This window comes from Arenibacter sp. S6351L (assembly GCF_023016025.1).
Taxonomy (GTDB): domain Bacteria; phylum Bacteroidota; class Bacteroidia; order Flavobacteriales; family Flavobacteriaceae; genus Arenibacter; species Arenibacter algicola_B.
In genome coordinates this window covers 34,137-47,853 of the sequence record NZ_JALKBB010000020.1, presented here as the reverse complement: position 1 = coordinate 47,853, position 13,717 = coordinate 34,137, and the positions used below count along the sequence as shown (strand labels likewise).

The window sequence follows — 13,717 nt, the reverse complement described above, 5'->3', positions numbered from 1 at the left end:
TATTAATTTTCAAGTACCTGTCTCATAGCCTTGGCCTTAAGCAGGCATTCCTCGTATTCTTTTTCTGGAATTGCCTTGGCAGTTATGGCACTCCCTACGGAAAAAGAGACATATTGGGCCGTTTTATTATAGAGAATGCTTCGGATGACCACGTTAAAATCGAATTCGTTATCAGGGGTAAAATAACCCACCGTTCCAGAATAGAGTCCTCTTTTCGAGGCTTCCAGCTCCTCTATTATCCGCATGGCAGACACTTTTGGAGCCCCGGTCATACTGCCCATGGGAAACGTTTCCTTGATAATATCCACCGGATTTTTGGTGCTGGAGACCTCTGCTGTTATAGTGGAGATCATCTGGTGCACCTGATCAAAGGAATATACCTTACAGAGTTCTTCAACCTTTACAGAACCTTTCCAAGCACTTTTGGATAGATCGTTCCTTACCAAATCCACAATCATAATATTTTCGGCCCTTTCTTTTTGGTCCTTTTCCAAGGCCTCTGCCAATAGCCTGTCTTCGTTTTTATCCAATGAGCGTTTTGCAGTCCCTTTAATAGGCTGTGATATAATTTTGTCCCCAAGTTTTTTAACGTAACGCTCCGGGGAAGATGATAATAGGTACTTATCGTTTATTTTTAAAAAGGCTGAAAAAGGTGCCCTGGTTATGGAATTGAGTTTGAGATAAGTCCTTAAAGCATCTATTTTAGTGTTTTCCGCATAAAACTCCTGACAGAAATTTGCTTCGTATATATCCCCTCTGTGGATATGGTTCAGCATTTTATTTACACGACTAAAATATTCGTCCTTAAATATTCTAAGTTTAATTTTGACATCCGATTGATTTTCCAATTCTGGGGCAAATGGTTTAGGTCCTTCCAGGATGTTATTAAAATCTTCCTCAATTTCATCCGCCACCATATTTAGGTAGTGGAAGGTGACCACTGTTCCCTGTATTTCTATTAATTTTTTGGGCTGAAAGAAATACAGCGCAGGAAAGTTCAAGCCATCGGGATTGCTGGAAAAAAGTTGTTCTGTATCATTTTTTAAGTCGTAGGAGAGATAGCCAAAAATCCAATCTTTGGTGTTGGATTGGTAGTTGCTTAGATCCTCAAATGCGTTTTGGGTATCCGTTACTATAGTTGTTAGTGCATCCGTAGCAAGCATACCATCAAAAGAGCTGTACTTGCTTTTATGTCCATTACTGTCCAGCCAAACAAACTCATAATATTGTTGGGACCAATGTAATAGGGATTGCTTAAAACCTGCAATGTCCGGAACTGTAAATGAAACCTTTTTTCGCAAAGACTTTTAAATTTGTGACAAGAATATTTCCAAAGCGTTTTTATGGCCTTCGGCAAGCTCAGGGTCGGTTATACCCTTGGCCTTGTCAAAGGTATGATTAAAGGACGGTAAAGAAAAGGTAGCTGTAATTTCGCCCCCAAATCGAGGTAACATTCCCTTGACAACCTCTAAGGAGCCAGTGCCTCCCCTTCTGCCTCCAGAACAGGACATTAGTAAAATCTTTGTGTCCGCCAAGAAATTCCTGTCCACCCGGGACAACCAATCCAATACATTCTTGAAAAAAGCGGAAGGATTACTGTTGTGTTCATTTACAGAAATAATCAAGGCATTGGCACGTACTATCCTATCTTTTAGCTCTCGCAGTAAATCGGAATATCCCTCTTCCCTTTCCAAATCCTCACTAAAGACAGGAAAATTATAGTCGGCCATATTTATAAGCTCAACCTCATGATCTATAACAAGGGAGGTGGTGTATTTTACTAATTTATAATTGATGGAGGTGCTGGAATTGCTTCCGGCAAATGCCAGTATACGGGACATCTTGATTATTTAAATGTTTGCACAACGAAAATACCGTAAAATAGATTGAATTGCGAGGAAATTGCATAATTTTGCACGCGAAAACATCCAAAGCCACTGTTTTACAAGTATATAGGGTGTACATAAAAGTTAATATGGGGAATAACAACCTGAGATTGTATTTTATTGATGCTATGAGGGCATGGGCCATCCTTATGATGCTACAGGGGCATTTCGTGGATGGATTGCTGGATAATGCATTTAGGGATAATTCCAATGCGGTTTATTCTGTTTGGAAATATTTTAGGGGGGTTACGGCACCAGTCTTTTTTACGGTTTCCGGTTTTATTTTTACTTATTTGCTGATAAAAGGGAATGAGATTGGGTTTAATAACCCAAGGGTAAAAAAAGGGATAAAAAGGGGGTTGCAGTTATTGGCCATAGGTTACTTGCTTAGATTAAACTTCTTTGGATTGTTAAAGGGCCAGATTTATGGTTCTTTTTATTTGGTAGATGTTCTGCACTGTATTGGTCTTTCTATTTTGGGGATTATTGGTATCTATCTTCTTACCAGCTCCAGAAATAAATATTTGTTCCCTGGAGTGTTATTGGCCACTACCCTGGTCTTATTCGTGCTGGAACCAAATTATAAACAATACGCCCATCATTATCTGCCGGAGATGATAGCCAATTACCTGACCAAGGCCAATGGATCTGTGTTCACAATAATACCATGGTTTGGGTATGCTGCTATTGGGGCTTTTATGTCCGTATTGTTCAATAGATTCAAGAATTTTAAATTTTTATATCCTGTTGCCATTGCTAGTTTTACCATTGTGGGCTTTGGTCTTTTGTTTTATTCCTCAGGCTTCTTTTTAAAGCTGTATAACTGGACCGGAATGTTAGTGTTTTCGAAAGTTTATTTTAATAACTATCTATTTATACGATTAGGGGATGTCTCCTTGGTATTTGCCATATTTATGTTGTTTAGAAAATTTATGAGCAATAGTAGCGTACTTAAGATAGGACAAAGTACCTTATCTATCTATGTGATCCATTATATTATTTTATACGGAAGTTTCACAGGTTTGGGACTTTATTACTTCCTGAACCACAGTTTGTCCCCTACTATAGTAATTCCCGGTGCTCTGGCCTTTATGGTGGCAACTACTATGCTGGCGCTACAATATGAAAGAAACAAAGTTTATATAAAATTGCAATTGTCTTCAGCTGTTAAGTTAGTTCAACAAAAGGGAGAAGCCTGGTTGAACGAGGAAGGTCAGCCCCTTTTAAAAGCATTCGTGCTTAAATCCAAGCTATCTTTGATACGCTTATTTAGAATGGTAAAAAATTAGTAGTTCCATCTTTTTACTACTTGAGTTTCGCTTATTTTCGCACAAAAAATATAGATGAGCGAGACGAATAAAAAATTTTCACCAATTGCGGTGGAATTGGAGAAGGATAAAAAATATAAGTGGTGTACCTGTAGCCATAGTAATGTTCAACCTTTTTGTGATGGTTCCCACAAGGCCGAAAATGCCACACCCCCTTTAATTTTTGAAGCTGAGGAGGATAAAAGGGCCCATTTATGTACCTGTAAACTTACCAAGAATCCACCTTATTGCGACGGTACCCACAAGTTGTAAATACAATTTGAATCCAGATATATAATATTTAAGGAATTACTATAATAAAATAGCCCCGTTAGACATAATCTAACGGGGCTATTTTATTATCAATATGTTTAATTATTTAAACATGTAGGGCTCTATTATCGGTGGCGGCCAAAGCAGCTTCTTTTACAGCTTCTGCAAAGGTTGGGTGTGCATGGCTCATTCTGGAAATATCTTCGGCCGAAGCTCTGAATTCCATTGCCGTAACCGCTTCTGCAATAAGATCTGCCATTCGGGCTCCGATCATATGTACTCCCAAAACTTCATCGGTCTCTTTATCCGCCAATATTTTAACGAAACCGTCCAAATCCATACTGGCCCTAGCCCGTCCCAAGGCACGCATTGGAAACTGACCTACCTTATAGGCTACTCCGGCCTCCTTTAGTTGCTCTTCGGTTTTTCCTACCGCGGCTACTTCAGGCCAGGTGTAAACCACACCAGGAATTAAGTTGTAGTCTATATGTGGCTTTTGTCCCGCCAATATTTCGGCAACAAAGGTTCCTTCTTCTTCTGCCTTATGTGCCAACATGGCTCCTCTTACTACATCACCTAGGGCATATATATTTGGGATATTGGTCTGTAAATGGTCATTTACGGCAATGGTACCGTTCTTTTCCAGTTTAACACCCGAAGCTTCAATGTTTAATCCATCTGTATAAGGCTTTCTTCCTACAGAAACCAAACAATAGTCTCCTTTAAAAGTTATCTCTTCCCCTTTTTTATCCTCAGCTTTTACAATTACTTCCTTGCCTTTAGCCTCTACCGATTTAACTTTATGGGATAAATTAAATTTCACCTTCTGCTTCTTCATTACTTTCAGCAATTCTTTTGAAAGTGCTCCGTCCATACCAGGAATAATACGGTCCATATATTCGATGACCGTTACTTCTGCACCAAGGCGTTTATATACCTGTCCCAATTCCAATCCAATAACACCACCGCCAATCACTATAAGGTGTTTGGGTATTTCCTTAAGTTTTAGGGCTTCTGTTGATGTAATAACGCGCTCCTTGTCCAATTTAATAAAGGGCAGACTGGATGGCTTGGAACCTGTGGCAATAATTATATTTTTTGCCTCAATGGTCTCTGTTTTACCATCGTTCTTTTTTATATTGATGTGGGTTGCATCCTTAAAACTCCCTAGGCCCTCATAAACATCAATTTTATTTTTGTCCATAAGAAACTTTACCCCAGCACAGGTCTGGTCTACCACGGCCTGCTTTCTTCCGATCATTTTCTCTAGGTTGATCTTGATTTCTCCAGGAATTTCAATTCCGTGATCTTCAAAATGCTTTACGGCATCTTCGTAATGGTGGGAAGAGTCCAATAATGCTTTGGAAGGAATACACCCTACATTAAGGCATGTACCGCCCAAAGTTGAATATTTTTCTATTATCGCAGTCTTCATTCCTAACTGGGCACAACGGATTGCTGCAACATATCCACCAGGACCTGAGCCTATAATGGCTACATCATATTGGGTCATATTATTATTTTATTGAAAAGATTAGTTTCATTAATGTGAATACAAAAATACGAATGTTTTATTCTTGGACAACATTCATATTCCTTGGGATATGAACGTTTTATGGACAAATGTTATTATATGAACACTTCTGTAGTACTTTTTACCTCATTGATAACGAATGAACTTTGGGTACTTCCAATATGATTTATGGCCGTAAGTTTGGTGATCATGAATTCCCTATACTCTTCCATGTTGGCCACGTATATTTTTAGGATATAGTCGTAATCCCCGCTGGTGTGATAACATTCCGCTACCTCATTTAATTTAAGTACCTCCCGCTCAAACTGTAGTACATACTCTTTAATGTGCTGCACCAGTTTAATATGGCAAAGTACCGTAAAGGCCTTGTCTACCTTCTTTTTATCCACCAAAGCTACATATTTGGTTACCACCCCCAACTTCTCCAGCCTTTTTATGCGTTCGTATACGGCCGTAACCGATAGATTTAATTGAAGGGCATATTCCTTAGTGGTTTTTTTGCTGTCATTTTGTAGCAATCCCAATAGTTTTATGTCTATTTCGTCAAACTTCATGGTGATATATTTTCTTTGGTTTGGCTATTATTTGTTTCCTAGTATAAAAATAAACTAAATAATATGTAATATATAGATTTATAATCTACATTTATTTTATTTGGTTGATTAATTACTGATATACCCTTAATTTTATAGTAAAATAAATATTTTATTATGGATTTTAAGGCATCTGATGATTTACAGGATTTACAGTATTTTGGAGAATACGGAGGGGTTAATCCCTCTATATCCGACTCTTCCACCTATACTTTTTTATCGGCAAAGACTATGTTCGATACGTTTGAAGGCAATACGGAAGGCTGTTATCTCTACAGTAGGCACTCCTCCCCTTCCAACCTTTATTTGGGAGAGGCATTGGCGGCTGTGGAGGGCACGGAAACGGCCAATGTAACCGCCAGTGGTATGGGAGCTATAAGCGCTGTAATTATGCAGCTGTGCAATGCCGGGGACCATATTGTTAGCAGCAGGACCATTTATGGTGGTACTTACGCCCTAATGAAGAACTTTCTAAAGAAATTCAATATTACAACTTCCTTTGTGGATAGTACAAAATTGGAGGAAGTGGCCATGGCCATTACCCCAAAAACAAAAATGATCTATTGTGAGTCTGTTAGTAACCCCTTATTGGAAGTGGCCGATAATGAGGCTCTTTCCAAACTGGCCAAAAAGCATAACATACCTTTGGTAGTGGATAACACCTTTTCGCCCCTATCCATCTCTCCTGCAAAATTGGGGGCCGATATTGTTATTCACAGTTTAACCAAGTTTATAAACGGTACTAGCGATTGTGTGGCCGGAGTGGTTTGTGGTACTAAAGATTTTTGTTTAGGCCTAAAGGATGTGAATAATGGCGCTGGAATGCTGTTGGGAAGCACTTTGGATAGTTTAAGGGCATCTTCCATTTTAAAGAATATGAGAACGCTGCATATAAGGATGAAAAAACATAGCGAAAACGCCTTGTACTTAGCCCAGAATTTTGAAAATGACGGATTACGCGTGGTTTATCCTGGATTGAAATCACATGCCGGGCACGCGGTTATGAAAAAACAATTTAATCCGGAATATGGCTTTGGGGGATTAATGACTTTGGATGTAGGCTCCTTGGAAAATGCCAATGCCTTGATGGAATTAATGCAAAGGAAACATTTGGGATATTTGGCCGTTAGTTTAGGATTTTATAAAACCTTGTTTAGCGCCCCTGGAACATCCACCTCTTCAGAAATTCCAATCGAAGAACAATTGGAGATGGGATTGTCCAATGGTCTAATTCGGTTTTCAATAGGATTGGACGATCATATTGATAGAACATATAGGGCCATGAAAGATTGTTTGATCCAATTGAAAATTTTAAAAAGTTCCAAGGCATAGGTGTAATATTGGGTTTGCAGAACAGATATCAAAATCGTAATATTACGAAGAAACAAATAGCTACTAGATGCAAAACCTTAGCACTAATCCCGCTGGACCAGAGAATGAACATATTGTAGAAAATAAGGAACTAAATATCTGGGAGGCCCTTATCCCAGTTGTTCTTTTGATGATGATGTTGGCCTATAATATTTTCTATGCCGATGGGGAATGGTTCGGGGAATATTCCAATCAGATTATTTTATTAATCGGTGGCGCTATTAGTGCTATTGTTGGGTTTTTTAATAAAACCTCATTAAAAACCATGTGGCTTGAAGTGCTGGAAAACCTAAAAAGCGTTCTTGTCCCAATAATGATTTTATTCTTGGTAGGGGCATTGGCGGGTACTTGGTTGGTTAGTGGTGTTATCCCTGCCATGGTCTATTACGGACTTAAGGTATTGAATCCCTCCATTTTTTTGCCAGCTTCCGTGGTTATTGCTGCTATAATCTCCGTGGCCACAGGAAGTTCTTGGACTACCTCAGCAACTGTGGGGATTGCACTTGTGGGTATTGGAACTGCATTGGGTATTGATCCCGGTATGATTGCCGGTGCAGTAATTTCAGGAGCTTATTTTGGGGATAAGATGTCCCCCTTAAGCGATACCACCAATTTGGCACCCGCCATGGCAGGGACTGACTTGTTTACGCATATAAAGTACATGACCATTACTACCGTGCCTACTGTATTGATTACTTTGGTAGTTTTTGCCGTAATTAGTTTAAATATAGAGACTTCTGGGAGTGCGGATGTAAGCGCATTATTGGACACTATTAAAAATACCTTTAATATAAGCCCGTATTTATTTATAGTGCCAGGAGTGGTAATAGCACTCATACTTCTTAAAACAAAACCACTGATTGCCTTGGGGACTGGTGTAGGGCTGGCTGGGGTGTTTGCCCTGTTTTTTCAAACCGAAGTATTGAAAACCCTGTCAGATTCCAATGTAACAGCTATTTTCAATGCTATTTTTGTTGATACCGCCATTGTCACGGAAAACGAAAAGTTGAACGATCTGTTCAGTGCCGGAGGCATGCAAGGTATGATATGGACCATATTGCTTATTTGCTGTGCCATGGTATTTGGGGGTATAATGGACGGTATTGGGGCGTTGGCCCGAATTACCAAATCCTTATTGTCTATTGCATCTTCTGTATTTGGGCTATTTGCCAGTACCGTATTGAGCTGTATTGGATTAAACGCTATTGCCAGTGATCAGTACCTGGCTATTGTTATCCCGGGTAAAATGTTTAAGAAAGCTTTTCACGACAAGGGCTTGGCTCCTGAGAATTTGAGTCGGACCTTGGAAGATTCCGGAACGGTAACTTCGGTGTTGATTCCATGGAACACCTGTGGGGCCTACCAATCGAGTGTATTGGGCGTTGGCGTTACAGAATATTTTGTGTACGCCATTTTCAATTGGTTAAGTCCTTTTACTACCTTGTTCTTTGCAGCACTACATCTTAAGATAAGACAGCTTAAGACCTCTTCGGCAGCTGCTTGATCAGTGCGTAATGGACAAGTCATTATTCTATAATTAGGTGTGATTATTTCTGCCATAATTTTTCATCAAATTGACCAATTTTCAAACTATATGTGGGCAGGTAATGAGTAAACCTCTTATAACAAAATGGGTAATAGACCAATAATTGATTTTTTTTAAAACTCGCTCCATTTTCAAAAAACAAATTTGATATTTTTTAGCTCTCATCTTTGCTATATCGCGAAATTTACCGTTCATTTTTTTGCAACTTCGCAAGTAAAATCCATAATGGGCATAGGTATATACAATAGTTATATTGGAATAAGTTTTTTAAATCCAGAATCTGGCAATCCGCCTTATTTAGCTGTAATTTTACATCAGAAATTAATAGTATAAAATTTATAAATATGACTTTAGTAGGTAAAAAATTTCCAAATCTTAGCGTTAATGCAATGAACGATTTGGGCGACACTTTCAAATTGAATGTTTTGGAGGAAGCTCAAAAAAACAATAAAAAAGTGATCTTGTTTTGGTATCCAAAAGACTTCACTTTTGTTTGTCCAACAGAATTGCATGCTTTTCAAGCTGCTTTGGGAGAATTTGAAAAAAGAAACACTTTGGTTATCGGAGCTTCTTGTGACACTGCCGAAGTTCATTTTGCTTGGTTGAATACAGCTAAGGATAATGGAGGTATTGAAGGGGTAACCTACCCTATTCTTGCAGATAGCAACAGAAACCTGGCCTCTACTTTAGGTATATTGGATATAACCAATGAGCAGTATAATGAGGAAACCGGTGTTGTTATGGTAGATGGAGACAATGTAACTTACAGAGCCACCTATTTGATAGATGAGGAAGGTACCGTATTCCATGAAGGAATTAATCATATGCCTTTGGGTAGGAATGTAAACGAATATTTACGATTGATAGACGCCTATACCCACGTTCAAGAAAAAGGAGAGGTTTGTCCTGCCAACTGGGAAGAAGGTAAAGATGCTATGACCGCAGATAGGAATGGTGTTGCCAGTTATTTGTCCGCACACGCAAACTAAATTCAGAAATTAAATATAAGGAGTCAATTTATATTTTGAATTGACTCCTTTTTTATAAAATTAAATTTAGAATTTATGATAGTTGAATTGGAAAATGATAATCTGAAAGAGATTATTGATCAAAATAAAAATGTGGTTGTTCAATATTCGGCTACCTGGTGTGGCAACTGTAGAATAATGAAGCCCAAGTTTAAAAAAGAGGCCTCCATTAACGAGGATATTACCTTTGTTCTTGCAGATGCAGAGAAATTTCCTGAATCCAGAAAGTTGGCCAACGTGGACAATCTTCCCACTTTTGCCATTTTTAGCGATGGTGAATTCAAAAATCAGGTACAGACCAATAAGTATGAAGTTTTAAAAGATTTGATCAGTGAAATTACCAGTAATTAAACACCTTACGAGCTTTATAGCTGAAAATGATGAGGATTATGTATTGGAAACCATAGAAACATTGGAGTCCATCACCGAAGTGTCTTCATTAAAAGATGAGGAATTGGATGTTATTGGTGAATTGATTTCCAATCTATACGGAGCCTTGGAGGTACAAAAATCCATTAAAGAAGGTAAGCCCCAAAAAGAGGCCTTGAACGAATTTATGCAACGGGTAGTTGGTTCTATAGACAAATAATTGTAAAGGAATCCATCAAACCAATTGCGGTTAATCCCTCTATTCCACTGTGCAACTCATTGGTTAGAGGGATTTTCTTTTAGTTTACCCTCTGGACTAGGCTTTTTGTAATCCTACTTTTTTATCCATTATTCCTAACATATCAATCATATATTTTTTATTTTCACGCAAAATTTAAAAAAATAATCATGGCAACAGTAACACTTAAAGGAAACCCCATAAACACTATAGGAACACTACCTAAAGCAGGAAGTAAAGCCCCCGCATTTTCTTTGACCAAGGGAGACTTGTCCAATGCACATTTGGACGATTACAAAGGTGTAAAAGTGGTATTAAATATTTTCCCCAGTGTGGATACGGGTACATGTGCCCAATCTGTAAGGCAATTCAATAAGGAAGCTGCCGAATTGGAGAACACTAAGGTTTTATGTGTTTCCAAAGACCTTCCCTTTGCCCAAGGTCGTTTTTGTGGTGCCGAAGGAATAGAAAATGTAGAAATGTTGTCCGATTTCAAGGACGGTAACTTCGGAAAGGCCTATGGCTTGGAGTTTTCGGACGGACCACTTCAATCCCTTCATTCTAGGGCAGTGGTTGTATTGAACGAGGAAGGAAAGGTTATTTATACCGAGCAGGTTGCAGAAACCGTTGACGAGCCCAATTACAAATCGGCATTAGAAGCCTTGATGGATGCCTAAGGAAAGCTTCTTGGTGAATAGAATAAAGAGTGTTGGTTTCGCTTTAAAGGGAGCATTACTCTTAATAAGAACAGAATCCAGTATCAAGATACAGGTTTTTATTACCTTGGTGATGACTGCTGCTGGATTCTATTTTGAAATTTCCAACACGGAATGGATCCTTCAAATTCTGGCAATTGGATTGGTCCTGGGAATAGAGGGATTAAACACGGCCGTGGAAAAAATTGCGGATTTTGTCCAGCCCGAATTTGATGAAAAAATTGGGTTTATTAAGGATATTTCCGCCGGTGCGGTCATGTTGGTATCCATTGCTGCATCCATTATAGGCCTTATCATCTATATTCCTAAACTCTTATAAGATTTATTAGTTGCACCTTATTCCCTATCGTGCTTGTACAGAGTTTCCGTAAAATGCTATTTCAATCGGAAAAGTTCTAATGAGTTCATAAGTAAATTTGTAATTTAGCCACCAGAATTTAAGATTTAATGGCAAAAAAGGTAAAAAAACCAAAGTCAACACCCACTAAAAAAGGCTTTTCCTTAAAACTATCGCAACAGAACAAAATTATTTTTGGGGGGTTGTTAATGCTTTTAAGTATAGCGCTGTTCTTTTCTTTTGTCTCCTTTTATTTTACCTGGCAAGACGATCAAAGCTTACTGACAGAATTTGCAAACAGGAATGAACAGGCTAGAAATTTATTGAACAAATTTGGAGCCAACGTAAGTCATTTTGTGCTCTATAAAGGATTTGGTGTTTCTTCAATCATATTTACTTTTCTACTTTTTACAACTGGGCTATACATGTTTTTGAGCATGCAGAAACAAGGGCTGCTCCGAAAATGGATATGGGGCTTGGTATTTATAATCTGGTTCTCTGTTGCCCTGGGCTTCTTTGCATCTGGAAAACCGTTGTTAGGCGGTATGGTCGGGTACGAGATGAACGATTTCCTTCAGGATTATGGAGGAAAAGTGGGGGTCTTTCTTTTATTGCTTTTTGGTTTGATCGTAATTTTGGTAAGGTTGTTCCAATTTTCACCGGACAAGGCAGTTGCTTATATAAACGACAAAGGAAAATCTTTGGCTACCGAATTTAAAAACGGTAAGGCTGCCAAGGTTGATAACAGTGACAGGGAGAACGATATTTTATTTACGGAGGAAGATGAAAAGGAAGAAACCCCAGTGGTAATAGACACCTACACCCATAAGAAAGATATCCCCGTTTTGGCAAAAGAGGACAATGACGACGAGTTTGAAGTAAAGGTGGGTCCAGAAGAGGATACTATTGCCATGGAAGTGGAAAAAATTAAGGAAGAGAAAGAGGAATCGGACAATATTTCGGATAAGTTGGTGGAGGATTTCGGTGAATTTGACCCTACATTGGAATTGGGCAATTTTAAGTTTCCCCCATTGGATCTTTTGGATCAGCATGGTGCCACGGGTGGTATTACCATCAACCAGGAGGAGCTGGAGGAGAATAAGAATAAAATTGTTGAGACCCTAAAGAACTATAAAATTGGTATTGCTCAGATTAAGGCTACCATTGGTCCCACGGTTACACTATATGAGATTGTACCTGACGCCGGGGTGCGAATTTCAAAAATAAAAAATCTTGAGGATGATATAGCCCTGTCCTTGGCGGCACTTGGCATTAGGATTATTGCTCCTATACCCGGAAAGGGAACCATTGGTATAGAAGTACCCAATAAAAATGCCACTATCGTATCCATGCGTTCCGTTATCGCCTCCAGTAAATTTCAGAAGGCGGAAATGCAATTGCCCATTGCTTTTGGAAAAACCATTAGCAATGAAACTTTTGTAGTAGATTTGGCTAAAATGCCCCATTTATTGATGGCAGGAGCCACTGGACAAGGGAAATCTGTTGGTCTAAATGCAGTATTGACCTCTTTGCTCTATAAAAAGCATCCAGCAGAGGTTAAGTTTGTTCTTATAGATCCCAAAAAGGTGGAACTTACGCTATTCAATAAGATTGAAAGGCATTATCTGGCCAAGTTACCTGATTCCGAAGAAGCTATTATTACGGATAATAATAAGGTAATCAACACCTTAAATTCGCTTTGTATAGAAATGGACAACCGTTACGAGTTGTTAAAGGTGGCCATGGTTCGTAATATAAAGGAGTACAACGCCAAGTTTAAGGCGCGGAAACTGAACCCCAATGATGGGCACATGTTCTTACCTTATATAGTGTTGGTCATAGACGAGTTTGCCGATCTGATCATGACCGCCGGTAAGGAAGTGGAAACCCCTATTGCCAGATTGGCACAATTGGCCAGGGCTATTGGGATTCACTTGATCATTGCAACCCAGAGACCTTCGGTTAATGTAATTACAGGGATTATAAAAGCCAACTTCCCAGCTAGGATAGCTTTTAGGGTTACCTCAAAAATAGATTCGAGGACCATTCTAGATACCCAAGGTGCCGATCAATTGATTGGTCGTGGGGATATGTTATTTACACAGGGCAATGATGTTACCAGAATTCAGTGTGCTTTTGTGGATACCCCAGAGGTTGCTAAGATTACTGAATTTATAGGTTCGCAAAGGGCTTATCCAGATGCGCATTTACTTCCGGAATACTCAGGAAATGATGATTCTGGCACAAGTATTGATTATAATATATCTGACCGTGATGCCATGTTCAGGGAAGCGGCAGAAGTAATTGTAATAGCACAACAGGGTTCGGCCTCCTTGATACAACGAAAGTTGAAATTGGGATACAATAGGGCCGGGAGAATTATAGATCAGTTGGAAGCGGCAGGTATTGTTGGTCCTTTTGAAGGTAGCAAGGCTCGTCAGGTATTGGTACCTGATATTTATGCCTTGGATCAACTTTTAAGCAATGAAAGTGCATAGAAGGCACCGTTAAAAATTTAA

At 39.0% G+C, this 13,717-nt stretch carries 14 protein-coding genes; 10 read left to right on the top strand and 4 right to left on the bottom strand.

Annotated features, from left to right (window positions below):
* Positions 1-2 precede the first annotated feature (2 nt).
* Together MWU82_RS15840 and MWU82_RS15835 are read right to left on the bottom strand one after the other, a co-directional pair.
* Positions 3-1,301 (bottom strand): chorismate-binding protein, encoded by a 1,299-nt coding sequence (locus MWU82_RS15840; RefSeq protein ID WP_247097122.1) that lies wholly within the window; start codon positions 1,299-1,301, stop codon positions 3-5.
* Between the two features lie 6 nt (positions 1,302-1,307).
* Positions 1,308-1,841 carry an NAD(P)H-dependent oxidoreductase gene (locus tag MWU82_RS15835; RefSeq protein ID WP_247097121.1) on the bottom strand — a complete coding sequence of 178 codons (534 nt, stop codon included), beginning with the start codon at positions 1,839-1,841 and terminating at the stop codon, positions 1,308-1,310.
* Between the two features lie 134 nt (positions 1,842-1,975).
* Between MWU82_RS15835 and MWU82_RS15830 the strand changes: the two genes are divergently transcribed.
* Both MWU82_RS15830 and MWU82_RS15825 read left to right on the top strand, forming a co-directional pair.
* Entirely contained in the window at positions 1,976-3,175 is a 1,200-nt protein-coding gene (locus tag MWU82_RS15830) for a heparan-alpha-glucosaminide N-acetyltransferase domain-containing protein (protein WP_215948357.1), read from the top strand.
* Between the two features lie 54 nt (positions 3,176-3,229).
* On the top strand, positions 3,230-3,466 hold the full coding sequence (locus MWU82_RS15825) for a CDGSH iron-sulfur domain-containing protein (protein WP_247097120.1): 237 nt from the start codon (positions 3,230-3,232) through the stop codon (positions 3,464-3,466).
* Positions 3,467-3,572: 106 nt separating this feature from the next.
* Here MWU82_RS15825 and lpdA read toward each other — a convergent pair whose 3' ends face one another.
* Positions 3,573-4,979, bottom strand: coding sequence for a dihydrolipoyl dehydrogenase (lpdA, locus tag MWU82_RS15820; RefSeq protein WP_247097119.1), 1,407 nt, complete (start codon positions 4,977-4,979; stop codon positions 3,573-3,575).
* Positions 4,980-5,095: 116 nt separating this feature from the next.
* The gene (locus MWU82_RS15815; protein ID WP_215948360.1) at positions 5,096-5,554 is read right to left on the bottom strand and encodes an Lrp/AsnC family transcriptional regulator; all 459 of its coding nucleotides are present in this window, start codon (positions 5,552-5,554) and stop codon (positions 5,096-5,098) included.
* 156 nt (positions 5,555-5,710) lie between these two features.
* Here MWU82_RS15815 and MWU82_RS15810 point away from each other — a divergent pair, with 156 nt between their 5' ends.
* From MWU82_RS15810 to MWU82_RS15775, 8 genes are all read left to right on the top strand, one after another.
* Complete coding sequence (locus tag MWU82_RS15810) at positions 5,711-6,925, top strand: aminotransferase class I/II-fold pyridoxal phosphate-dependent enzyme (RefSeq protein ID WP_247097118.1); 1,215 nt, start codon at positions 5,711-5,713, stop codon at positions 6,923-6,925.
* A 67-nt stretch (positions 6,926-6,992) separates the two neighbouring features.
* Positions 6,993-8,468 carry a Na+/H+ antiporter NhaC family protein gene (locus tag MWU82_RS15805; protein WP_247097117.1) on the top strand — a complete coding sequence of 492 codons (1,476 nt, stop codon included), beginning with the start codon at positions 6,993-6,995 and terminating at the stop codon, positions 8,466-8,468.
* 386 nt (positions 8,469-8,854) lie between these two features.
* Complete coding sequence (locus MWU82_RS15800) at positions 8,855-9,499, top strand: peroxiredoxin (protein ID WP_215948363.1); 645 nt, start codon at positions 8,855-8,857, stop codon at positions 9,497-9,499.
* Positions 9,500-9,574: 75 nt separating this feature from the next.
* On the top strand, positions 9,575-9,889 hold the full coding sequence (locus MWU82_RS15795) for a thioredoxin family protein (RefSeq protein ID WP_215948364.1): 315 nt from the start codon (positions 9,575-9,577) through the stop codon (positions 9,887-9,889).
* On the top strand, positions 9,870-10,127 hold the full coding sequence (locus tag MWU82_RS15790) for a hypothetical protein (protein WP_072861224.1): 258 nt from the start codon (positions 9,870-9,872) through the stop codon (positions 10,125-10,127). Before MWU82_RS15795 ends, MWU82_RS15790 begins: the two co-directional genes overlap by 20 nt.
* Positions 10,128-10,315: 188 nt before the next feature.
* A complete protein-coding gene (gene tpx / locus MWU82_RS15785; protein ID WP_247097116.1) occupies positions 10,316-10,822 on the top strand; it encodes a thiol peroxidase in 507 nt (168 codons plus the stop codon).
* Positions 10,815-11,180 (top strand): diacylglycerol kinase family protein, encoded by a 366-nt coding sequence (locus tag MWU82_RS15780; protein ID WP_215948366.1) that lies wholly within the window; start codon positions 10,815-10,817, stop codon positions 11,178-11,180. Before tpx ends, MWU82_RS15780 begins: the two co-directional genes overlap by 8 nt.
* A 128-nt stretch (positions 11,181-11,308) precedes the next feature.
* Entirely contained in the window at positions 11,309-13,696 is a 2,388-nt protein-coding gene (locus MWU82_RS15775; protein ID WP_247097115.1) for a DNA translocase FtsK, read from the top strand.
* Positions 13,697-13,717: the final 21 nt, after the last annotated feature.

Bases quoted from the DNA above. Each gene is read 5' to 3' on its own strand.
- MWU82_RS15835 (WP_247097121.1), bottom strand. From the start codon at position 1,841: ATGTCCCGTATACTGGCATTTGCCGGAAGCAATTCCAGCACCTCCATC.
- MWU82_RS15830 (WP_215948357.1), top strand. From the start codon at position 1,976: ATGGGGAATAACAACCTGAGATTGTATTTTATTGATGCTATGAGGGCA.
- MWU82_RS15825 (WP_247097120.1), top strand. From the start codon at position 3,230: ATGAGCGAGACGAATAAAAAATTTTCACCAATTGCGGTGGAATTGGAG.
- lpdA (WP_247097119.1), bottom strand. From the start codon at position 4,979: ATGACCCAATATGATGTAGCCATTATAGGCTCAGGTCCTGGTGGATAT.
- MWU82_RS15815 (WP_215948360.1), bottom strand. From the start codon at position 5,554: ATGAAGTTTGACGAAATAGACATAAAACTATTGGGATTGCTACAAAAT.
- MWU82_RS15810 (WP_247097118.1), top strand. From the start codon at position 5,711: ATGGATTTTAAGGCATCTGATGATTTACAGGATTTACAGTATTTTGGA.
- MWU82_RS15805 (WP_247097117.1), top strand. From the start codon at position 6,993: ATGCAAAACCTTAGCACTAATCCCGCTGGACCAGAGAATGAACATATT.
- MWU82_RS15800 (WP_215948363.1), top strand. From the start codon at position 8,855: ATGACTTTAGTAGGTAAAAAATTTCCAAATCTTAGCGTTAATGCAATG.
- MWU82_RS15795 (WP_215948364.1), top strand. From the start codon at position 9,575: ATGATAGTTGAATTGGAAAATGATAATCTGAAAGAGATTATTGATCAA.
- tpx (WP_247097116.1), top strand. From the start codon at position 10,316: ATGGCAACAGTAACACTTAAAGGAAACCCCATAAACACTATAGGAACA.
- MWU82_RS15780 (WP_215948366.1), top strand. From the start codon at position 10,815: ATGCCTAAGGAAAGCTTCTTGGTGAATAGAATAAAGAGTGTTGGTTTC.
- MWU82_RS15775 (WP_247097115.1), top strand. From the start codon at position 11,309: ATGGCAAAAAAGGTAAAAAAACCAAAGTCAACACCCACTAAAAAAGGC.